This is a genomic window from Sedimentitalea sp. XS_ASV28, assembly GCF_041224545.1.
Lineage (GTDB): Bacteria > Pseudomonadota > Alphaproteobacteria > Rhodobacterales > Rhodobacteraceae > Sedimentitalea.
On the sequence record NZ_JBGFGP010000132.1, the window covers coordinates 1 to 22,479 of the forward strand.

Annotated in this window: 20 protein-coding genes; 10 read left to right on the forward strand and 10 right to left on the reverse strand. The window is 60.7% G+C overall.

Going from position 1 to position 22,479, the window contains the following annotated elements; genetic code table 11:
• Positions 1-541: 541 nt before the first annotated feature.
• From AB9K34_RS11745 to AB9K34_RS11760, 4 genes are all read left to right on the forward strand, one after another.
• A complete protein-coding gene (locus AB9K34_RS11745) occupies positions 542-1,546 on the forward strand; it encodes a helix-turn-helix transcriptional regulator (protein ID WP_369954615.1) in 1,005 nt (334 codons plus the stop codon).
• A gap of 116 nt (positions 1,547-1,662) precedes the next feature.
• Positions 1,663-3,210, forward strand: coding sequence for a hypothetical protein (locus AB9K34_RS11750; RefSeq protein WP_369954616.1), 1,548 nt, complete (start codon positions 1,663-1,665; stop codon positions 3,208-3,210).
• An 88-nt stretch (positions 3,211-3,298) separates the two neighbouring features.
• Positions 3,299-4,000 carry a hypothetical protein gene (locus AB9K34_RS11755; RefSeq protein ID WP_369954617.1) on the forward strand — a complete coding sequence of 234 codons (702 nt, stop codon included), beginning with the start codon at positions 3,299-3,301 and terminating at the stop codon, positions 3,998-4,000.
• Positions 3,997-5,286 (forward strand): carbohydrate porin, encoded by a 1,290-nt coding sequence (locus AB9K34_RS11760; protein ID WP_369954618.1) that lies wholly within the window; start codon positions 3,997-3,999, stop codon positions 5,284-5,286. Before AB9K34_RS11755 ends, AB9K34_RS11760 begins: the two co-directional genes overlap by 4 nt.
• A 302-nt stretch (positions 5,287-5,588) precedes the next feature.
• On the opposite strand, the gene AB9K34_RS11765 is transcribed toward AB9K34_RS11760, so the two are convergent.
• The 7 genes from AB9K34_RS11765 to AB9K34_RS11795 form a co-directional block, all read right to left on the reverse strand.
• The gene (locus AB9K34_RS11765; protein ID WP_369954619.1) at positions 5,589-6,089 is read right to left on the reverse strand and encodes a murein L,D-transpeptidase family protein; all 501 of its coding nucleotides are present in this window, start codon (positions 6,087-6,089) and stop codon (positions 5,589-5,591) included.
• A gap of 64 nt (positions 6,090-6,153) precedes the next feature.
• On the reverse strand, positions 6,154-7,407 hold the full coding sequence (locus tag AB9K34_RS11770) for a class I SAM-dependent RNA methyltransferase (protein WP_369954620.1): 1,254 nt from the start codon (positions 7,405-7,407) through the stop codon (positions 6,154-6,156).
• A 38-nt stretch (positions 7,408-7,445) separates the two neighbouring features.
• On the reverse strand, positions 7,446-9,278 hold the full coding sequence (locus AB9K34_RS11775; protein WP_369954621.1) for an ABC transporter ATP-binding protein: 1,833 nt from the start codon (positions 9,276-9,278) through the stop codon (positions 7,446-7,448).
• Positions 9,275-11,113, reverse strand: a complete 1,839-nt coding sequence (locus AB9K34_RS11780) for an ABC transporter ATP-binding protein (protein WP_369954622.1) — start codon at positions 11,111-11,113, stop codon at positions 9,275-9,277. The genes AB9K34_RS11775 and AB9K34_RS11780 overlap by 4 nt, the downstream gene beginning before the upstream one ends.
• 175 nt (positions 11,114-11,288) lie before the next feature.
• Positions 11,289-12,443, reverse strand: a complete 1,155-nt coding sequence (locus AB9K34_RS11785; RefSeq protein WP_369954623.1) for a CCA tRNA nucleotidyltransferase — start codon at positions 12,441-12,443, stop codon at positions 11,289-11,291.
• Positions 12,440-13,039 (reverse strand): CoA pyrophosphatase, encoded by a 600-nt coding sequence (locus AB9K34_RS11790; RefSeq protein WP_369954624.1) that lies wholly within the window; start codon positions 13,037-13,039, stop codon positions 12,440-12,442. Before AB9K34_RS11790 ends, AB9K34_RS11785 begins: the two co-directional genes overlap by 4 nt.
• Complete coding sequence (locus AB9K34_RS11795) at positions 13,029-14,015, reverse strand: Hsp33 family molecular chaperone HslO (protein ID WP_369954625.1); 987 nt, start codon at positions 14,013-14,015, stop codon at positions 13,029-13,031. The genes AB9K34_RS11790 and AB9K34_RS11795 overlap by 11 nt, the downstream gene beginning before the upstream one ends.
• Positions 14,016-14,093: 78 nt before the next feature.
• On the opposite strand from AB9K34_RS11795, the gene AB9K34_RS11800 reads away from it, so the two are divergent.
• Positions 14,094-14,546 carry an NUDIX domain-containing protein gene (locus tag AB9K34_RS11800; RefSeq protein WP_369954626.1) on the forward strand — a complete coding sequence of 151 codons (453 nt, stop codon included), beginning with the start codon at positions 14,094-14,096 and terminating at the stop codon, positions 14,544-14,546.
• Here the strand turns inward: AB9K34_RS11800 and AB9K34_RS11805 are convergent.
• Positions 14,533-15,813, reverse strand: coding sequence for a PP2C family protein-serine/threonine phosphatase (locus AB9K34_RS11805; protein ID WP_369954627.1), 1,281 nt, complete (start codon positions 15,811-15,813; stop codon positions 14,533-14,535). The genes AB9K34_RS11800 and AB9K34_RS11805 overlap by 14 nt on opposite strands.
• Before the next feature lie 158 nt (positions 15,814-15,971).
• Between AB9K34_RS11805 and AB9K34_RS11810 the strand changes: the two genes are divergently transcribed.
• Entirely contained in the window at positions 15,972-16,304 is a 333-nt protein-coding gene (locus AB9K34_RS11810; RefSeq protein WP_369954628.1) for an Hpt domain-containing protein, read from the forward strand.
• Positions 16,305-16,331: 27 nt separating this feature from the next.
• Here AB9K34_RS11810 and ilvA read toward each other — a convergent pair whose 3' ends face one another.
• Entirely contained in the window at positions 16,332-17,558 is a 1,227-nt protein-coding gene (ilvA, locus tag AB9K34_RS11815) for a threonine ammonia-lyase IlvA (protein WP_369954629.1), read from the reverse strand.
• Positions 17,559-17,657: 99 nt separating this feature from the next.
• Between ilvA and AB9K34_RS11820 the strand changes: the two genes are divergently transcribed.
• A complete protein-coding gene (locus AB9K34_RS11820; protein WP_369954631.1) occupies positions 17,658-18,875 on the forward strand; it encodes an argininosuccinate synthase in 1,218 nt (405 codons plus the stop codon).
• Entirely contained in the window at positions 18,872-19,318 is a 447-nt protein-coding gene (locus tag AB9K34_RS11825; RefSeq protein ID WP_369954632.1) for a DUF1810 domain-containing protein, read from the forward strand. The genes AB9K34_RS11820 and AB9K34_RS11825 overlap by 4 nt, the downstream gene beginning before the upstream one ends.
• A 91-nt stretch (positions 19,319-19,409) precedes the next feature.
• On the opposite strand, the gene AB9K34_RS11830 is transcribed toward AB9K34_RS11825, so the two are convergent.
• Positions 19,410-20,303, reverse strand: coding sequence for a LysR substrate-binding domain-containing protein (locus tag AB9K34_RS11830; RefSeq protein WP_369954633.1), 894 nt, complete (start codon positions 20,301-20,303; stop codon positions 19,410-19,412).
• 103 nt (positions 20,304-20,406) lie between these two features.
• Here AB9K34_RS11830 and AB9K34_RS11835 point away from each other — a divergent pair, with 103 nt between their 5' ends.
• On the forward strand, positions 20,407-21,162 hold the full coding sequence (locus tag AB9K34_RS11835; protein ID WP_369954634.1) for a class II aldolase and adducin N-terminal domain-containing protein: 756 nt from the start codon (positions 20,407-20,409) through the stop codon (positions 21,160-21,162).
• An 87-nt stretch (positions 21,163-21,249) separates the two neighbouring features.
• Positions 21,250-22,410 (forward strand): acyl-CoA dehydrogenase family protein, encoded by a 1,161-nt coding sequence (locus AB9K34_RS11840; protein WP_369954635.1) that lies wholly within the window; start codon positions 21,250-21,252, stop codon positions 22,408-22,410.
• The last annotated feature ends 69 nt before the right edge of the window (positions 22,411-22,479 follow it).

The following is a 22,479-nucleotide window of genomic DNA, read 5'->3' on the forward strand; positions in this document are numbered from 1 at the left end:
GGGCGGCCAGGATGAAGCGTTCATGAAACGCCCACTCTTCGTCCGACATCAGGTCTCGTGCCAAGCTGGTCTCCATTGCAGATACCAGTTTGAATCACGTTCAGCCCGCCCTGTTAACACCTTTTGTCAACACGGCCTAGCTTGAATCACGCCTACGGTGCATTGTGAATCCCTTTTGTCAACACGGCCTAGGTGATACAGGTTTAACGCGAAATGCGATAGGCCCGGCGCGGAAACTATGGGAACCATTCAGCACTGGGTCCTTGTACAAGGCTTGCTGATGCGGCAGTTCGGCAGGGTCCGACGCAATTCGAGCGTATCGGTGCCGACGCCGCTACCTGACCAGGCGCGCCGCGCGTTGTCGTGATATCCCACTCTCTCTACACTCTCTACAACCGTCATGTTCTGGCCGACTCAACGCTTCAAATTCCGGGGGCGAAGAAATTCATGTGGCCTGCCCGTTCCCGGAAACGCGAACTTGGCCAAACAGTGCGATTATTGCAATATGTCACCGCCGAACGACTCTGATGATGGATAGCCTTTGACCAAGACGATACCCCTCATAAGAGCGGCCAACGTGGTGCCATTGGTGCGCTGGATCGAAGCCAACCGCCTGAGTTCCGAAGTCTACCTTGCCGAAGCCGATCTTGACTATTGGTTTGCGTTGGCGCCGACAGATCCCATTCCCCTGAGAAGCGGGATCGCTCTGCTGCGCGCGCTGTCACGGGATCACGGCCCCGGAATTGGCAACAGTATCGTCACGCAAGCCAGCGTCGCGGAACTTGGTTTCATCGGCTCGGTCGCGCTCGGGGCGCGCAGTCCGCTGGAAGCCTTGCAAAGACTCAGCACCGCGATGCCCCTGCATTCCAGCCACGAACTCTTTGACATCAAGGTTGAGGCTGACGAAGTAAACGTCACACACGCGTTTTCATGCCGGGTCGACGACGAAAGCGTGCACGTCGTGCAGGTTCTGTTGCTTTCGATGCTGCAACAGGTGCTGAAATTCACCGGGTTGCAGCCACCGCTTTTCAGAAGGGCACGCATATTGCCGCATCCCGATTGCGGACTTTCACATGTCTCCATCGAGTTTTCGGACGGTGTGTATCCGTCGGCCAGGCGCAAGCTCGTGGTCAGTATTGACCCGACCATTGCCCGGATCCCGTTCCCGACCGTCGCCCGCGACCGCGCGGCCAACTTCCATGCCCGGCGGATTCCGCCGCTGACAACAGACTGCAGCCTCGCCGCATCCGTTCAACCTGTGATTGCCGCAATGCTGCACGGCGGAGAGCCCACGATCGAGCGCATCGCGCGGGCCTATGGCAGCAGTGTGCGCAGCTTGCAACGACGATTGAGAGACGAAAACACGAGCTATTCTGAACAACTCGATCTGGTGCGCCGAAACCTCGCGCTGGCGTATCTGAGCAGTGAGTCGGTCTCGCTGTCCGACCTTTCCGAACGGTTGGGATATTCGGCTCAATCGGCTTTGTCCCGCGCTGTTCGAAGGCTGACCGGACGGACGCCTACGGCACTGGCTTCGGACGACTGAGACCGTTCACGTCTTTTTGGCGCGCGAAGTCAAAACAAGACCGTTTACAACCCTTACGGTCTTGAAAATGACCCACGTTACGCTACAGATCGCAGCGATTTCGAGAGAGGGAACCAATGCGAAAACTGCTATCTGCCGTCACCACGACAATGATCATTGGCACCGGTGCCGTGGCCGAGAATACGTCTGTCCAAGCGAACGGGCCGATGCCTGGAGATCTGGGTCAGATCATGAAGGAATGGGAGTGCGCGCAAGAGCAGGATACGCCGGGATATTTCCAATCACTCAACGGTGCCGAAGTGGCCGACAGCACGCGGAGCCAAGCCTATCCCTGTGCGAGCTTTCTGGGCAATTGGGACGGGCAAAATGACGTCTACGCATGGCGGGGCGACGGCGAATACCAAGGCGTTCTGTTCATGAACAATCGCCGTCCGGGCGAGTTATATTTGACCGGGGGCAACAATCCTCCTGCGCAGGGTGTCGTGCCACCAGGACCATGGGTCGCCAAGGTCGATGCCACGACGGGCACGGAAATCTGGCGTACGGTTCTGGAAAACGGTAATGTTTCGGGGGCGTGGGTCGGAGCTGCAAACCTGAATATCCTGCCGGACGGGAACATCCCGATCGCCTTTGGCAATCATCTGGTCAAGATCGACGGCGATACCGGGCGTATCCTGATGCACATCGACCTGCCCGCAGATGCGCCCCCCGAAGGCAGCAACTTCAAACATCTGACGATTTCGCCTGACGGAATGTTGGTGGTCAAAAACCAGACGCGGGCGACCCCCTGCAACATCCAGGGCACGTTGGCCGCCTTTCAATGCCCCGGCGGGGCAGCGGCCTCGCCCGGCTCCACTCTTCATGTGATTGATCCGGAGACATTCGATATCATCGCAAGCGCCAGTGTCCCCGAAAATGCGGTAACACCGCACACCATCACGACACATGACGGAAAAATTGTCGTTTATGTTGCAACCATCGCCAGCCTCTATCGCTTCGTCTGGAACCCCGAAGCGCAAACCCTGACACGCGATGCGGATTGGGTCGCCGCGAGTTACCTCGACCCGGGCCAGACCGCCGGCGATGCGCCCGGAATACTGGGAGACTGGGTTGTCGTACAGGTCAATGGCCTGCCGACGAAAACGGCCGCCTCATCCCTGGTCTCAATCCATCAGAGCGACGCAAGCCGTATCACCCGTGTCTATCCTTTCGGAACAGACCTGCCGACAGGAGTGAGCTGGGCGCCCCCCAAAGCGGCTGTGGATGTCGAAAACAGCATGGTGTTTTCGGCAGATTTGCTGATGAAGAAGATCGGCGCGGTCGAACTGGATCAGGAAACCGGTGACATGACGGTGGTCTGGACGCGGGACAGTGCGACCTCGGCATTGCAGGCGCTCTACGGTCCGGCGGACAAGCGTGTTCTGGGAACGGCCCAAGCCGACCCGAACGCAACGATCGAAGCCCTTTCGCAAACGTCAGCGCCAACCTACAAGATGCAGGCCATCTGGCTGGATGCGCGCACCGGCAAGCTTCTGGCCGAGTCCGACTTCCTCGAACCGATGAACTTCAACACTCTGCTCAGCCCCGGTTTCGGCGGCAGGTTCTATTACATGGACGAGAAAGGTTTCACCGTCCTGCAACCTATGCCCAAACGGCCGCAATGAGTGACCTGGCGCATTCACAGAATGCCGCCATCAAACAGAATTGAGCTGAAGACCCGCCATGGGTCTCAGCGCAAGAGAGGAAATGTAAATGGAACTGAAATCATCGTGGCCGCGCCTCTTGGTGGTTGGGTTCAGTTTCACAGCCATCGTTATGGTGGCGGTGGCTCAGGAAAACGATGTGGACGAGATCGCCCTGTCCGATATTCGTTCGATGCGGTATTGTGAATTTCTGTTGATCTTCGATGACAGGGTCATGATCTACAATACCTCGGCCTCGAACGGATGTCCGGCAGACAAGTGGGCGGCGCTGGATATTGCGGCGATCGCAACAGCGCACAACGCCGACAAGGCGCAACTCAACGGACCGCACTTCTGGGCGATGGATGAACAGGTGCTCGGCCTCGGTGAAACCAAGACCTTTGGTGGCATCGACGCGCGATACGCGGCGACCTTACCCCTCAGTGCGTTGGGATCGGGGAAGGGTTCTGATCCCTATGCGCCCTATGTCAGCGCCAAGCTGCAAACCATGACCTTCGAGGCTGGCAAGCCCTATTATCAACTGGTCGATCCCGAGGGGAATACCTATGTCATGAACGCCTACGGAGAAGAGGTCCGCGACGGTGACCCGGCGAACCTTGCGGAACAGCTTTCGCTGGCGGACGGATGGCGTTTCGAAACCGTCACTCCGACCGAAGACCTCGTCGTAGAGGGAACGATGGATCACCCCGTCAACATGGTCGGCGACGATATGCACCAGTACTACACGCGTTTCAGTGTGGACGGTAAATGAAGAATATCGACGAACCCACGCCACGCTCACGGCGCTTGCCCGCTCTCCTTGTGGGAGCGGCGCTTTTGATGAATGGCGCAACCGCGGTTAACGGCCAGTCGAAATCCGGATATGGGTCATCCCACTCGCTGGAAGGGGGCGACAGTGTCACCGAAGACATCCAGCAGGATGATATCAACACCGGGGCAGCCTTTCCCATACGCGGGCAACCCCTGAAGCCATGGTTTGACGCAAAACGCCGCTGGTACGACAAATATGGGCTGAAGCTCAATTTCAGCCTTCAGACGCTCCATCAACACTCCAACAATCAGACCGGAGAGACAACCGCAGCGGCGGGCCGTGCGGAAATCAACGGCTCGTGGGAGCTTGTCGGGCGTGGCACGAAAAACATAGGAAAACTGACGTTTCGGGTGGAAAACCGCTCGACTCTGGGGACTGAAATCCCGCCCTCCAAACTGGGCAATCAGTTCGGCAGCGGAACACTGGTTGGCACCGGGTTCAGTGATTACAGCGAAGCCAACCTGTCCGAACTCGCCTGGAGGCAGGCGCTGATGAATGGGCGTTTCAGGTTTGTTTTTGGCAAGATCAGCGCCGTGGGCTGGTATGGTGCCCATGCGCTTTCATCGCCCAAGCGCGGATTCCAGAACACCGCCCTGCAGGCCAGTAACACCCGGGCGTTCCCCGGTCGGGGTTTCGGACTGGGGGTCGGCTACGAGTTCACACCCCGTCTGGTCGCGGTCGCAGGGATCCACGACGCCAACGCCAAGACCACCAGCAACCCGTTCGATACGATCCATCAGGGAGAGTTCCTGAAATCGGTCGAACTGCGTTATTATCTCAGCACGCCCGAACGCGCACGATGGGATCAGGTACGACTGCAACTGTGGCATCAGGACGCCCGTGTGGAAGCGAATGTTCCGGAAAGCTACGGCGCCAGCTTTGTCGCCAGCAAATTGATGTTCGGTGACCGGGTCATGCCGTTCATGCTGGCCGGTATCTCGTCGGGCGGGGCCTCCATATTCGAGAAAGACGTCGCGGTCGGCGTCAGCTTTGATTTCGATACCACCGCAAGCAAGGCGCGGGATGTTCTAGGCATCGGCCTGGCGTGGGGCGATCCATCCAACAGCGTCCTTCAGGAACAGGTTACCGGCGAAATCTATTACCGGTTCCAGATTCTGGACAACCTGGCAATCACACCCTCGGTGCAGATGATCAGAAACCCGGTTGCATATCCGGGCAAAGACACCATCACCGTTGTCGGCCTGCGGATCAGGGCGACGTTCTAAAGTGTTTCGCGATTAACTTGAAACATCTGGCATCACTCAACGCGTTGAAATCTCTGATTTCAGGCAACATTGGGTGATTCAGGTTTATCGCGAAATACTATAATGCATGATGTGATCCGCGCTCAGACGAACGGTATGCGTCGAGGCGACGAATAGCGGCTGGAGGCTGACGAGGGGTGTCGCGGCCTTCCCAAAGTCGGAAGCCACAGACAAGTTCCCGCGATTTCAAAAGCGGCAGGTCGGAACGATGGTCTCGAACCGGCCGCCAGAGCGTCATGCGCAACCCTGCGCTGCGCGACTGCTCAGGGTCGCAGGGTGATGAGCGTACCGTCGCGAACCATGGCGTAAATCTCTTCAATGGCGTCATTCTTGACGGCGATACAACCTGCGGTCCAGTCACGGCGCTTGACCTTCTCGTTGTTGGGCTGGCCGTGGATAAAAATCTCGCCGCCGGGGCTGCGGCCCGCCGCGATTGCGTTCGCGATATCCTTGGAATTCGGATAGGAAATTCCGACCGACAAATGGTATTTGCTGCGCGGGTTGCGCCGGTCGATCAGATAGGTGCCTTCGGGTGTTCTGCCATCGCCCTCGAATTGCTTGTGACCGGTCGGCGCAAAACCGAGATCGAAATCATAAGCCTTGAGGATCTCCTCGTTGTTCAGCAGGTACAGCCGCCGCTGCCCCTTGTTCACGACAACCGAAGTCACCTCGGGTCCATTATAGCTCCGGAACTTTGACTGGGTGGAACACCCCGCCACCGCGAAGGTCGCCATGGCTCCCAACCCGAAAATACGCCGTTTCATCTGCTGCTCTCTTTGTCATTCTGCCTCGTGCAATCGAATAGCGCCTGCCGCGGAAAACGCAAAATCATAAATGCGGCCGCACGTCCGATTCCTGTACCGCCGTTCGGAAAAATGCCGCGACCAGTTCGATATGCGAAGACCATCGAAACTGATCGACCACCTGCACCCAGGCCAGACGATAGCCGGCCCCGGTCAGCACGCGCGCGTCACGCGCAAAGGTCAGCGGATTGCACGACACATAGGCGATCCGGTCGAGCGACGATTCGGCCAGCATCGCCACCTGTGCTTCGGCACCGGCGCGGGGCGGGTCGAGCACTGCCGCATCGAACCCGGTCAGTTCCTGCGGCACCAGCGGCCTGCGGAACAGGTCACGCGCGATAGCTGTCACCTTTTTCAACCCCTGCGCCTGACGCCAGCCCTGATCCAGGGCGCGGATCATCCCCGCGTCTCCTTCGACCGCGAGCACCTCGGCCCGCGCCGCCAGAGGCAGGCTGAACGTGCCGCAGCCGGCGAACAAATCGACAATGCGCTCCGCGTCTCCGACAATCTCGCGCACCCCGGCCAACAGCGCCGCCTCGCCTTCGGGTGTCGCCTGCAGGAATGCGCCGGGCGGTGGAGTCACGCTGGCGGCACCAAAATGCTGCACCGGCGGTTGCCGCATGGCGATGACCTCGCCGTCCCAGGCCAGCCGCGCAACGCCGAAGCGCTCCGCCAGCTGCGCAAGCGCGGCTTCGAGCGGTCCATCGGTCGGCTTGCCGCCGGTTACCGCCACATCGAGACCGTTTTCCGTGACCGTCAGCGTCACCGAGATCTCGCCCTTGCGGCTCGCCCCCGCAGATGCCAGCGCCTCGGCGAGCGGCAATCCACCGCGCAATCGCGGATCTACCAATTCGCAATGCGGTATCTCGACAATCACGTCCGATCCACGCGCATGAAACCCTGCCATCGCGCCCTTTTTCGTACGACGGGCCGACACAACCGCACGTCGGCGCGTTTGCGCCGGAGAGGTAAGGATCGTGCGCATCGGTGCGACAAGCCCCTGCCCCTCAAGCGCCAGTGCCACGATGTCCTGCTTCCAATGTGCGACGAACTCGTCCGACGCGTGCTGCAACTGACAGCCACCGCAGGATTTGGCGTGCCGGCAGGGGGGCTGCACACGATCCGGCGAGGGGGTCTCGATCCGGATATCTGTCAGATGCGATCCGGACAATACGCCACGCACTGTTTCGCCGGGCAGCGTCGCCGCAGCATAGACCGGCCCCGACGCGATGCCATCACCCTGATGTCCAAGGCGCAGGATTTCATGTTCTGTGATCATGCCGCCTGATACATATCCGCAGGCGCGTGAGAAAGCCCCTATTCCGCCGCCTCGGTATGGATGAATCCCCCGGATTGACGGTTCCAGAACCGGGCATAGAGTCCGCCCTGGGCCGGCAGGTCGGACGGGGTGCCCGCTTCGACGATCCGCCCGGACTCCATGACGATGATGCGATCCATCTCCGACAGGGTGGACAGGCGATGCGCGATTGCCAGAACGGTCTTGCCCTGCATGACCCGGTGCAGCGCGTCCTGAATCGAGGCTTCGACCTCGGAATCCAGTGCGCTGGTGGCTTCGTCGAGCACCAGGATCGGCGCGTCCTTGAGGATCGCGCGGGCCAGCGCGATGCGCTGGCGCTGACCCCCCGAGAGCTTTACGCCCCGCTCGCCCAGATAGGCATCGTACCCGGCGCGATCCTGTGAATCCTGAAGTGCGCCGATGAATTCGTCAGCCTCGGCAAACTTGGCCGCGGCGATGACCTCATCCTCGGTTGCGTCGGGCCGACCATAGAGAATGTTGTCGCGCGCCGAGCGGTTGAACATCGCCGTTTCCTGCGTGACCATGCCGATCTGCTGGCGCAGGCTGTCTTGTGTCACGGCGGCGATATTCTGACCATCGATCCGGATCGCCCCCTCTTCGGCGTCATAGAGCCGCAACAACAGGGAAACCAGCGTCGATTTGCCGGCGCCCGACGCCCCCACGATGCCCAGCTTTTCCCCAGGACGGATCGTCAGGTCGATGCCCTGCACGCCACCCACATCGCGCCCATAGGCAAACTCGACCCCGTCAAACACGATTTCGCCCTGTTCGACGGCAAGTTCGGTCGCGTCCTCGTCATCCTCGACCCGATTGCGCGTCGCCAGGGTCTGCATACCGTTTTCCACCTCGCCCACATGGGCGTATATACCCATCAGGGTAAAGCTGACCCAACCGGTCATTTGGGCAATGCGGATGGAAATCGCGCCGGCGGCGACGATATCACCGGCCGAGGCAACGCCGTCGCGCCACAGCAGCAGTGTCGCACCGATCAGCATCACGGGCAAAACCCCGGCAAGGGTCATCAGAAAGAACCGGAAACTGGCCGAGAGCCTGCCGAACGCCAGGGCGCGATCCCGCAGCACCGCCATGGCCCCGCGCGCCGCGTCATCCTCGTGCGCCGCGTGCGCAAAAAGCTTGACCGTCTTGATGTTGGTGATCGTATCGACCACCTGCCCTGTCACCATCGCACGCGCACCGGCGCGTGCGGCGGATCGTTCGCGAATCCGGGGCAGATACCAGCGGATCAGCAGGAAATAGACCAGCAGCCACAAGGCAAAGGGCAGCATGACGGCGGGATGTATCGAGCCAAGCAGCAGCAGCGACCCGAACATCGAAGCCACGGCAAAGACAATCGCGCTGATCACCTCGGACACGATCGAGGTCAGCGCGTTCGCGGTCTGCATCTGTTTCTGCGCGATCCGTCCGGCAAAATCATCGTCAAAGAAGGTTACCGACTGACCCAATGTCCAGCGATTGAGCCGGGACAACACCAGGGGCGTGATATTGGGCATCACGATATAGTTGTTCGCCACCGATGACAGGCCAAACAAGATCGGCCGGATCAGCATGAAAAATCCGACCGCCGCGAGAATTCGCACGAGATTCTCACCGTCGAACACACCTTCTGGCCCGCCCGATACCGCCGTGTCGATGACAAGGCCCAGCATCCATGCCGTTCCCGCCTCCATCGCACCGGCAAGCCCCGAAAATGCCGCCGCAACGAACAGCATCGGCCAGGCGCCCGTCAGGCACCACCGGGTGAACGCTCCAAGCGTGCGTGGCGGCGGCGTATCAAGGCGCCGGAACGGCTGGATCAGGTCGGCGAGCTTCATTCGGCGGCCGCGGTTCTCAGAAAGCCGCCCGACTGATGCGCCCAGAATTCGGCGTAAAGCCCCTGTTGATCCAGCAATTCGGCGTGGCTCCCCTGTTCGACGATACGGCCCCGATCCATGACAAGAATACGGTCCATCTGTGCAATGGTAGAAAGCCTGTGCGCAATGGCAACCACGGTCTTGCCCTGCATCATGCCGTACAGGGTTTCCTGGATCGCCGCTTCGACCTCCGAGTCCAGCGCGCTGGTCGCCTCATCCAGAAGCAGGATCGGTGCATCCTTGAGAATCACGCGCGCCAGCGTCACCCGTTGCCGTTGCCCGCCGGACAGTTTGACGCCCCGCTCGCCCACATGCGCATCGTAGCCGGTATTGCCGTCCATATCGACCAGGTCCAGGATGAAATCATGCGCCTCGGCCTGCTTGGCGGCGGCGATCATCTCTTCTTCGGTCGCGTCGGGCCGACCGTAGAGAATGTTCGCCCTGACCGAACGATGCAACAGGGCACTGTCCTGCTGCACCATGCCGATGTTGCGGCGCAGGCTGTCCTGTGACACGGCGGAAATGTCCTGCCCATCGATCAGGATCTGCCCGGTTTCCGCATCGTAGAACCGCAGCAACAGCTTGACCAGGGTCGACTTGCCCGCGCCCGAGCGTCCGATCAGGCCGATCTTTTCACCCGGATTGATCGTCAGGTTGATCCGGTCCAGACCACCGCTGTCGCGCCCGTAGTGATGTGACAAGTCGCGGATCTCGATTGCGCCCTTGCGCAACGCCAGCGGCTTGGCGCCCTCGGCATCAACCAGGTCAATCGGCTGGGCAATCGTCTGCATGCCCTCGGACACCACGCCCAGTTCGCGGAAAAAGCTGGTCAGGGCCCACATGATCCATCCGGTCATCGCATTGAGCCGCAGGGTCAGCGCGGTCGCCGCCGCAACGACGCCGACACTCGCTTCGCCGATCGCCCAGAGATAGATGGCCCAGCCGACCACCCCGACAATCAGCAATCCGTTCAGAACCACCAGTGCGAGATCCATGATGGTGAAAATCCGCATCTCGACCTGAAAGGTCCGCCGCGTATTTTCAATCGCCTCTTTCGCATAGGACAGTTCGTGGTCGTGATGCGCGAACATCTTGACCGAATGGATATTCGTATAGCTGTCGACGACGCGCCCGGTCACGGTCGAACGCGCGTCGGACGCTGCCTGGGATGCCGGACCGACATTGGCCACGGTCCAGCGGGTCAGCGCGCCGTATAGAATGAACCAGATCAGCAATGGAATGATCAGCCTGATGTCTGCCGCCATCAACAGGATCGCCGCACCGACCATATAGGCCAGCGAATAGGAAATCGCATCGAACACCTGGAATACGACCTCTCCGGCGGCGGGCGGGGTCTGGACGATACGGCTGGCGATACGTCCGGCGAAATCACTTTCGAACCAGCCGACGGGCTGGCGCAGGACATGCTTGTGCGCCCGCCATCGGATCAACGTGCCGAAATTCGGCAGAATGGCATTGTTGAGCAATGCAACATCGACCATGTGCAGCAGCGGGCGCAGGAACACGATGAAAAAGGCGACCAGCGCCAGTTCGAGGCCATGCTCGGACAGCACCTGCGCAGGCTCGCCCGTCAGCAGGTCAATAAGCCGCCCCATATAATAGATCAGCCAGATTTCCACTGCCGCGACCACGACGGACAGCACCCCGGTCCACCAGAACACCGTCCTGAAAGGGTGGGTGTAGGACATCATGAAAGGCCAGATGCGCGTCGGCGGACGGTCTACCTCGGTATAGTCGCAATACGGGTCAACGAGATTTTCAAAGAATCGAAACATGGCGGATGCTCCTGATGAGCGCAAAAACGAAATGCATGGGGTGACGTCTGTCGGCCACCCGTGACGGGGCGGCGTATCAGCTTGGGCTGTGCCAAATCCCGTAATACATTTCGTACCCTCCGAATGTTTCAATCCCTGAACTAGCCGATGACGTCCGGATTGTCACCCCAAAATCTCACCCGGCCAGCAGCGCGGCACGATCGAGGCGGAATCCGGACTCGAGCCACAACGTTTCAAGCCGTGCCAGCTCCGCGCCCAGAGCCGGCCCCTGAAAGCGCGGCATCAGATCCCTCGCACGCACCGGAAAGCGCGCGCTGGCCCCCTGTTCTATGTCATCGCGCGCGGCGTCGTTCCACGGTTGTCCGACCAGCGCGCACCGAATCAACAACGCACTGCAGGCTTCCTCGGCACCAAGGCGATACCCCAGTTCGGCAGCCCCGGTCATCGCGCCGGCAGCATCGCGCAGGCGGCCAAGCGATGCAGCCTCTGCGCGGCTGAGACGCAACGCGCCCACCGGGTCCGTTCCGCCCAGAACCGCCAGGCGGCAAAGCCAGTTCGCCGGAAGCCGGGCCGTTTTCTCGAGATGGACCAGCGGCGCAAGCGCCTGGTCATCCGCGCCCGGGATAAAACAGGCCAGCGCCCCGGTGGCCCGCATCGTCGCAACCGAAGGCGCAGGATCGGGCGCGAACAAGAGCTTGCGGATCTCGGCACCGATCCGTTCCCGCGAAAGCCGCGCCAACCCGTCCAGATTGCGAGCGATGGCCGCCAGCGCCTCGGGGTCGAACCCCGCGTCCGGATCGCCATACCACGCATGGAAACGGAAATATCTCAGCGAACGCAGGTAGTCTTCGCGGATCCGGTCCGCCGCCTCGCCGATGAACCTGACCCGGCGCGCGACCAGGTCGGGCATTCCGTCCAGAGGATCGACAATCGTGCCGTCGGGCCGCGCATATATCGCGTTCATCGTGAAATCGCGGCGCGCGGCATCTTCCGCAACATCGTTGGAAAACACCACCTGCGCGTGACGCCCATCGGTCCCGACATCCCTGCGGAATGTGGTCACTTCATGCGGCACACCACCGCTCAGCAGCGTCACCGTGCCGTGTTCGATCCCCGTCGGGACGGCCTTGAGACCCGCAGCCCGGGCCAGCGCGATCACCTGATCCGGCATCGCATCGGTCGCGATGTCGATGTCGCTGACCGGCGCGCCCAACAGCGTATTGCGCACGCACCCCCCAACGAACAGAACCTGTGCCCCCTCTGCTCCCAGCGCGTCACAAACGGCACGGGTCGGGGGCGTGGTGATCCAGTCGGCGGTTATCGTGCTCATTCCTGCATCCGGTCGGCCAGGGCCCGCAGCATGCGGGCGGTGGCTCCCCAGATGTAATAGGGTCCGTAAGGCACCGTAAAGTAGTACCTGCGCCGTCCGCGCCAGCGCCGCGACTCGATCAGGTAATTCTGCGGACGCAACACGTGATCGAGCGGCACCGAGAACACTTCCTCAACCTCTCCGGGTTCCGGCACCACCTGGAACTTCTCACGCAGGACGGCGATTACCGGCGTGACCCGGAACGATGTGACCGTCTCGTGCCGGGGCATATGGCCCAGAACCTCGGCCAGCCCGTCCGGCAGGCCGATCTCTTCGCGCGCCTCGCGCAGCGCCGCAGCCGTGACATCGGCGTCCGTTTCGTCCTGTTTGCCACCCGGAAACGCGATCTGTCCGGGGTGATGCTTGAGCGCCGAAGATCGCTTGGTCAGAATCACGCGCGGCTCGGTATAGGCAAGCGAGACCGCCACCAGCACACCCGCGGGCCGCAATGTACGATCCGCAGGTGGTGCCGTGTCAGGATTCAGATCGAAATCCGACGAGGATGTTCCCGGGCGGTCCAACGCGGCCCGAAGCCGGGAGACGACATCATTCGCCATCGGCATCCCTTGCTTCGAACCCGACGGTTGTCGGATCAAGTTCGTAATGGGCGCTGCAGAACTGGCAATCCGCCGTCACCACCCCGTCTTCGGTCGTCATCTTTTCGATATCCTGCGCCGAATAGATCGACAGGCTCTGGCGCACGCGCTCTTCCGAGCAGGTGCAGCCAAACCGGATGGCCTGCGCGTCGAAAACCCGTGGCTGTTCTTCGTGAAACAGCCGCACCAGCAAATCCGTCGGTGGCACCACAGGCCCGATCAACTCAAGATCCTCGACCGTATCCAGCAGTATATTGACCCGGCCCCAGTTTTCGCCCTCCGCACCGTCCACCAGATCGGCGGCGCTCAGCACATCGCCGCTGCCGCCGTCTTGCGCCACGAAAGGAGATGCCTTGGGCATATGTTGCAGCATGATCCCACCGGCCCGCCAATGTTCGGCAACACCCGGCTCGGACGATTTCCCAAAGCTCAGCGAGAACCGCGTCGGCAATTGCTCGGACTGTGCGAAATAAGCCTCGGCACAGGCACTCAGCGACTCGCCGGTCAGGGGCGTAATGCCCTGGTACGGGGTCGTTCCCTTGCCCTGATCGATCATGATCGCGAAATAGCCTTCGCCGACCTGCGCAAAGGGCGCTTCTTGCGTAAGTCGGTCCGCATCATAGCTGGCATAGGCGCGTATTTTCGCAGGCTCGCCATCGACATCGGGTGCATAATAGTCGGTCGCGATCATGCGAACGGCCCCCTTGGATTGCACCTGCAGCGACAGCTTCCAGCGCAGCTTGATCGTCTGCCCGATCAGCGCGGTCAACAACGCCATCTCCGCCACCAGCGCCTCGACCTGCGGCGGATAGTCATGCTGCTCCAGAATGCCGCCGAGCACACCGTCAAGCCGGGCGACCCGGCCACGAATATCCGATGCATCCAGTTGAAAAGGCAGAACCGTGTCGTCCCACGCGAGTTTTGTTCCGATGGTCATGGGGTTTCCTTACGCGCCGCAGATTGGCATATCGGCGCTATATAAGGGCCATGACCGGCGATGTAAGGGTAAAATCCTATGATTCCACGCTTTGGTGCTCCACCGCAGCGCGACAGGAGCTATGTGCGGCGTGTCGGAGCCTATGCGTTGCTGACAAGAGACGGGCGGATGTTGGTGACCTGCCAGTCCGATCCGCACCCGGATTTGCAGCTTCCCGGCGGCGGCGTGGATCCGGGCGAATCCCCCGTCATGGCGCTGCATCGCGAAGTCTACGAGGAAACCGGCTGGCATATCCGCGGTCCGCGCCGCGTCGGTGCCTATCGACGGTTCACCTACATGCCGGAATACGACCTTTGGGCGGAAAAGATATGTCTCATCTATATCGCAAGACCGACACTGCGTATCGGCCCACCGACCGAACCGCTGCACGAAGCACTCTGGACAACCCCGCTCGTGGCGGCGCGTTCGCTTGGCAGCACGGGCGACCGGCACTTTGCGTCACTGCTGGCGAGCAAGATCATAAGGCCTTGAATTCAAACAGCGTTGCCGATACGTCGTCTTCCATTCCGATCTCGGAAGACATCTTCTGCGTGAGTGTCCAGAAAAGATCGTCAAGAAATTCCTTGCCCGCCCGACCGACCGGACAGTTTCGAATCAGATCGACAAGCCCCTGTTCCTCGAGCATCCCGCCATCGTCCAGCCGGCTTTCGGTAAATCCATCGGTATAGAGCAACAGGCGATCGCCGGGGGCCATATCGATCTCGACTTGCGTGCAGGTCACGTCAGGCAACAGCCCGATTGGCACACCGCCCTCGCCAACGAATTCCGAACGCCCGTTTGCGCGCAGCAGCAGCGGATGCGGATGCCCCGACTGGACCATCCGCAACCTGCCTGTTTCAAGATCCGCCACGGCATAGACCATGGTGAAATACTCTTCGATCCCGGAATCCGCCAAAAGCCGCTCGTTCAACATGCTTGCGACGATCGCCGGCTCACGCAGCACGTAACGCCCATTGGCGAGCCTTACCATTCCAAGATTCTGGTCTGGATAGCTGCTGCTCAGCAATCCGCCGAGCTTGGCTGTCATCATCGCCGAAGTGATCCCGTGGCCGGACACGTCGATCGAATAAAATGCAACCTCTTGTTCATTGGCCGAGAACATCCCCACGAGATCGCCACCGATATGACCGCAGGGTTTCAGCAACAGGCTCACGCGCGAATCGCCGAAGGTTCTCGAGAATTCGGGGACAAGGGATTGCTGAATTTTCTTGGCCTGGATCAAATCCTTGTCGATGGTGTCATAGGCGACGCGCAGCTGGTCCAGGGTGTCGGTAATAATCCTGTTCTTTGCCGACAATTCGCGCTGCATTTCCAGAATGCGGCCGCCTGCGGAAATACGTGCCCGCAATTCATTGTTATTCACCGGCTTGGTCAGAAAGTCGTCCGCGCCCGCGTTCAACCCCTCAGCCACCTCGTTCTTTTCGCTCTTTGAGGTAAGCAGGATGAAATACGCATAATCGAGACCTGACAATTCGCGAAAAGCACGGCAAAACTCCAGCCCCGTCATGCCGGGCATCATCCAGTCGCTGAGCACCAGATCGGGCCGGAAATTGCGGCATAGTTCAATAGCCGCGTCACCGCTCTCGGCCTCGATGACCTCGAAACCCCATTTCTTGAGCGACGTGGCTATGATGCGCCGCTGCAGACGGCTGTCATCCACCAGCAGGACCTGCCGGATCGATCGGACGTCGGACAGGCCCGCAACTTGTATCCGGCTCGCCGAAGCGACAGTAGACATGGTGATTCCGCGCATTGTGTCAAAAACCTTCGCCATGATCGGCGGAACACCTTAATCGCGTATGAAGGTTAAAATTGTCTGCAACCCACCCCTGTTCATCGATGCTCCATTCAATCAAGATGGTGCCACATGTGTTTTAAGATAGTGATGGATTGAACATGATTGACTGGTCCCGGGTCAGGGAATTGTGCGACGAGGTTGGCTCTGAGGATTTCGACGAGGTTGTCGACCTGTTTCTCGAAGAGGTCGGCGAGGTAATCGGCAGGCTGCGCAGGGAGCCGGATCCGTCGCAACTCGAACAGAACCTCCATTTCCTCAAGGGCAGCGCGCTGAGCCTCGGATTCGCCTCGTTTTCAAGCCTTTGCCAGAACGGCGAGCGCATTTCTGCACAGGGCGAGGCCGACGCGGTCGACATTCCGGAAATCGTTGCCGAATTTGAACGATCGAAGAACGAATTTCTGGCCGAACTGCCGGTCCGGCTCGCCGCGTGAGCGGGCCATCGCATGCCCATGCACTTGTCAGATCAGGAACTGCGCCAGCGTGTCATCATTGGTGATGTCGCGATACGCGAATCCGGCCTCATCAAGCTGCGCAAACAGTCGTACGAAACTGTCCGGGTGCTTGCTTTCGATCCCGATCAGCACCGAACCGAAATTCCGCGCCGATTTCTTGAGATATTCGAAACGGGCAATATCGTCATCCGGCCCCAGGATTTCGAGAAAATCGCGTAGCGCTCCGGGGCGCTGCGGTAGCCGCAGGATCATGTATTTCTTGACCCCGGAATAGCGAAGCGCGCGTTCCTTGACCTCGGGCAGGCGTTCGAAATCGAAGTTTCCGCCCGACGTGACGCAGACTACCGTCTTTCCGCGAATCTGAGACTGCACATCGCCCAGAGCCTCGACCGACAGCGCCCCGGCAGGCTCGAGAACGATGCCTTCGACATTCAGCATTTCGATCATCGTCGAACAGATTCGGTCTTCGTCGAGAATGACCACATCGGACAGAGGGACATCTTTCAGCAAATCAAAGGTCTTTTCCCCGATCCGACCGACCGCCGCACCGTCAACAAAGGTATCGACATGCGGCAATGTCACCGGATGGCCCGCCGCAAGCGCCGCCCGGAGACAGGCCCCGCCGGCAGGCTCGACAAAGATCGAATGCGTGTTGTCCGCGAAATAGGTGGCAACTCCGGATGACATTCCGCCACCGCCGACAGGCAACAGAACCACGTCAGGATCCTTGCCCAGTTGATCGGCGATCTCGACAGCAACCGATGCCTGCCCTTCGATGACGTCGGAATCATCGAAAGGCGACAGGAAGTACCCGCCCTCGCGCGCGCTCCAGGCCTGCGCCTCGGCCAGAGTGACGTCAAAATAATCGCCGACCAGATGGATATCCACGTGACCGGCGCCGAACATGCGGGTTTTCTGAATTTTCTGTTGTGGGGTTGTCACCGGCATGAAGATGACCCCTCGCACGCCCATGTGCATGCACATGAACGCGACACCCTGCGCATGGTTCCCGGCGCTCGCGCATACGAACAGCTTTTGATCCGGCAGTTTGCGCATGGCGTTGAACGCACCGCGCAGCTTGTAGGAGCGCACCGGGCTCAGATCCTCGCGCTTGAGCCAGATATCCGCGTCAAAGCGGTCTGACAGGTGCACATTGCGTTGCAGAGGGGTCTGCGGGAATACCGCGCGCATCGCCTCTTCGGCAAGCCGGGCCTTGTTCTGAAAATCGTTCATGCCTCTCTCTGCCGCAGCTTGCCGCCACGCGCAACCACAGCTTGCCCCCTGCCCGAAAAACCGATAACCCGCTGCCGATCCAAGTCGAGAGGAACCTCAATGTCTGCGCCCAAGAAAGTCGTACTGGCCTATTCCGGCGGTCTGGATACGTCGATCATCCTGAAATGGCTGCAAACCGAATATGGCTGCGAGGTGGTGACTTTTACCGCCGATCTTGGCCAGGGAGAAGAGCTCGAGCCCGCGCGCAGCAAGGCCGAGATGATGGGCGCGTCGGAAATCTATATCGAGGACCTGCGCGAAGAATTCGTCCGCGATTTCGTGTTTCCCATGTTTCGCGCCAACGCGCTCTATGAAGGGCTCTATCTGCTTGGCACCTCGATCGCGCGCCCGCTGATTTCCAAGCGCCTTGTCGAGATCGCTGCCGAAACCGGCGCGGATGCCGTGGCGCATGGCGCGACCGGCAAGGGGAACGATCAGGTCCGCTTTGAACTCGCGGCTTACGCGCTGAACCCGGACATCACGGTCATCGCCCCGTGGCGTGAATGGGATCTGTCCAGCCGCACCAAGCTGATCGACTTTGCCGAGAAGCACCAGATTCCGATCGCCAAGGACAAGCGCGGCGAAGCGCCCTTCTCGGTCGATGCCAATCTGCTGCACACATCGTCGGAGGGCAAGGTGCTCGAGGATCCGGCGGAGGAAGCGCCCGACTATGTATATCAGCGGACCGTCCATCCCGAAGACGCGCCGAACGAGCCCGAATTCATCGAGATCGGTTTTGAAAAAGGCGACGCGGTCAGCATCAACGGCGAGGCGATGAGCCCGGCAACCATCCTGACCCGCCTGAACGAGCTTGGCGGCAAGCATGGCATCGGGCGTCTCGATCTGGTCGAAGGCCGTTTTGTCGGCATGAAATCGCGCGGCATCTATGAAACGCCCGGCGGCACCATCCTGCTCGAAGCCCATCGCGGAATCGAGCAGATCACGCTGGATCGGGGGGCCGCGCATCTCAAGGACCAGATCATGCCGCAATACGCGGAACTGATCTATAACGGTTTCTGGTTCAGTCCCGAACGCGAGATGTTGCAGGCCCTGATCGACAAGAGCCAGGAGCACGTGACCGGGACCGTTCGCCTGAAGCTCTACAAAGGGCTCGCGCGCACGGTCGGGCGGTGGTCGGACATGTCTCTCTATTCCGAGGAACACGTCACCTTCGAGGACGATGCCGGTGCTTACGATCAGAAGGACGCGGCCGGCTTCATCAAGCTCAATGCCCTGCGCCTGCGCCTGATTGCGATGCGGAACCGTCGCCTCAAATGACCGCCGAAACCGACGTCGACCTGTTTCTCGAAGCGCAGGATACCGTGTGGGCGTCGGTGATCTCGGAACTGACCCGAGGCAGGAAAACAAGTCACTGGATGTGGTTTGTCTTCCCGCAACTCGCATCGCTGGGCCAGTCGCACATGGCCCAGCTCTACGGTATTCACAACCTTTCCGAGGCCAGCGCTTATCTGGACGATCCCAAGCTGCGCGCGCGACTGCTTGAGGTGTCGCGCCTCATCCTGCGCCACCGTGACAGCACCGCCGAAGCGATCCTTGGTCCGACGGACGCGCTGAAGCTGCGATCGTCCATGACATTGTTTTCCGCGGTTCCCGACGCGCCGGATGAATTTTCCCAGATTCTCGAAACCTTTTATGGCGGCGCCCCCTGTCCGCTGACGCGCGCGGCGCTGCGGGGCCAAAGCGTTCCGCGCCGAACCTGAGTCATCCGGCGACGGCATCGAGAGCCGCGCGAACAAGGCGCGACGCCGCCATGCAGGTCGCGTCGCGCAAGGTCGTTCAATGCAACAACGGCTATCCCCGGCGCTCTCGCAGGGCCCCCTGATCGGCGGCCATCTCGGCCCTTAACCAGGATGCAAAGGCAACGGTGCCCGGTGAGTGTTCGGCCTGTGGTGACAGGATCAGGTAGTAGGCTTCCTGCATCTGCGCGCGGTGCCCGAACGGCGCCACAAGGTGCCCCGACCGGATAAGATCGCTGGCTATGGTATCATGGGCCAGCGCCAACCCTCCACCCGCACGCGCGACCGACAGAGTCAGAGTGAACGTATTTGCATAGGTCACCTGCGGATCGGGCCAGGGCAGGTTCTGGTCCTCGGCCCAGGCCGACCAGTTGCACAGCAGGTTGGAACAATCATAGAGCGGCTGCATGGCCAGATCGGACAGGGTAACCGGATAATCCGGTGCGCAGACCGGGTAATAGTGATCGCTGCGCAGCAACTCGGCGCGGATTGAATCCGCCGGCCGAAGGGAAAAGCGGATCTCCACATCGACCCCTTCGGTCATGCCCGGCGGCTCCCACAGCTCGGTGGACAGGTTTAACTGCACATCCGGATGCGCGGCGCGGAACCGGGCCAGCCGCGGCGCAAGCCAGTGAACCGAAAACGTCAGGTTGGATTGGACCTGAACCACATCCTGATCGCTCCCGGTGATCGCCCGCGTGCCCCGCACCAGAGTACGAAAGGCATCGCGAACGACCGGCAGATAGGTCAGCCCGCTTTCGGTCAACTCCAGCGCACGCGGACGGCGATGAAACAACGGCCTGCCCAGATAGGCTTCGAGTGACTTGATCTGCTGGCTCACCGCGCTCTGGGTCATGTTCAGGTCGCGGGCGGCGCCGGTGAAGGACAGGTTGCGCGCCGCGGCCTCGAATGTGCGCAGCCAGCCCAGAGGAGGTAGCGGGGCTTGCATGCCATAATCCTGTCATAAGTTGCGCTAATGCGAAAGGGCAGATTTTTTCGTTCGATTTGCCGCGGGAACGCAGGCAAGTTCGGCATGACCGGAGGAGCACGAGATGACAGTCACCACATTGCGACCGAACATGGATCATTGGCAGGAACGCGTCGATCTCGCCGCCGCCTTTCGCTGGACCGCCCGACTGAACATGCATGAAGGTGTGTCGAACCATTTCTCGATGGCCATCAACGACGACGGCACCCGGTTCCTGATGAATCGCAACCAGGTACATTTCAGCCGTATCCGTGCCAGCGACCTGCTGGAACTGGATGCGAATGATCCCGACACGCTCAAGGGGCCGGACGCACCCGACGAAACGGCGTGGGGCCTGCATGGCGGGCTGCACCGGCTTTGCCCGCATGCCCGCTGTGCCATGCATGTGCATTCGATCCACGCCACCGTTCTCGCGAGCCTCGCCGACAGCCGGCTGCCGCCGATCGACCAGAATTGCGCCACGTTTTTCAATCGCTACGTGATCGACGATGGGTATGGCGGGCTGGCCTTTGGCGATGAGGGGGAACGCTGCGCCGCGCTGCTGACCGACCCGAAATGCAAGGTCATGATCATGGGCAATCACGGGATCATGATAATCGGCGACACGGTCGCGGATACATTCAACCGGATGTATTTTTTTGAACGCGCCGCCGAGACCTATATCCGTGCGCTTCAGACCGGACAACCGCTGCGGGTGTTGCCAGATGACATCGCCGAAAAGACCGCACGGGAACTCGAGGAATACCCGGAGCAGGCGGAACGCCACCTCACCGAACTCAAGGCGATCCTTGATTTCGAAGGCTCCGATTACGCCAGCTAGCCACTCAGATACCAGACAGAAACCGGACCGGCGCTGCGAGGGCAGTGCCATCTGCCGCGCAGTCACAATCCAGAGAAGCGAGTAAAGATGCAGTACGGCCTGACGCAGGAACAGGAGATGATCGTCTCGACAGTGCGAGCCTTTGTCGAGAAGGAAATCTATCCGCACGAAGAGCTGGTCGAACGCACCGGCGAAGTACCCGACGAGATCGCGCAAGAGATCAAGCGCAAGACGCAGGAACTGGGGTTCTATGCCTGCAACTTTCCCGAGAGCGTCGGATGCGCCGGGTTGAACCACATGGAATTTGCCCTGGTGGAACGGGAACTGGGGCGCGGATCGATGGCGCTCAACCACTTTTTCGGCCGTCCGCAGAACATCCTGATGGCCTGCGCGGGCGAGCAGGTCGAACGCTATCTGATGCCGGCCGTGCGAGGCGAGCGCATGGACGCGCTGGCGATGACCGAGCCGGGCGCGGGATCGGACGTGCGCGGCATGAAGTGCGCGGCGATCCGCGAGGGCGGAGACTGGGTGGTGAACGGCACCAAGCATTTCATTTCCGGGGCGGATCACGCGGATTTCATCATCGTCTTCATCGCCACCGGAGAGGACCAGACGCCGAAAGGGCCCAAGAAACGGATCACCGCCTTTCTGGTCGACCGGGGCACGCCGGGCTTTACCATCCGCGACGGGTACAAATCCGTGTCCCATCGTGGTTACAAGAACATGATTCTCGAATTCGACGATTGCCGGCTGCCGGACTCCCAGGTTCTTGGAGAGGTGGACGGAGGTTTCGAGGTGATGAACACCTGGCTCTATGCCACGCGCATCACCGTCGCCACGATGTCGGTCGGACGCGCGCGACGGGTGTTCGACTATGCGCTGGACTACGCGGCGACGCGGGAACAGTTCGGCCAGAAGATCGGCAAGTTTCAGGGCGTTTCGTTCCAGATCGCCGACATGATCACCGAAATAGATGCCGCGGATCTGTTGACGCTGGCCGCCGCGGACCGGCTGGACAAGAGGCTGCCCGCCAATCGCGAGATCGCGAGCGCCAAGCTCTATGCCAGCGAGATGCTGGCGCGGGTCACGGACACGGCAATCCAGATTCACGGGGGCATGGGCTTGATGGACGACTATCCGCTGGAACGATTCTGGCGGGACGCGCGGGTCGAGCGGATCTGGGACGGGACCAGCGAGATCCAGCGCCATATCATCAGCCGCGATCTGTTGCGGGCCCTGGGCGCGTGAAGGCGGTTCGAATGGGCATGGCCCATCCGAGCGGTGCGAGGGGCCAGCCCCTCGCGCTCCCCGGGATAT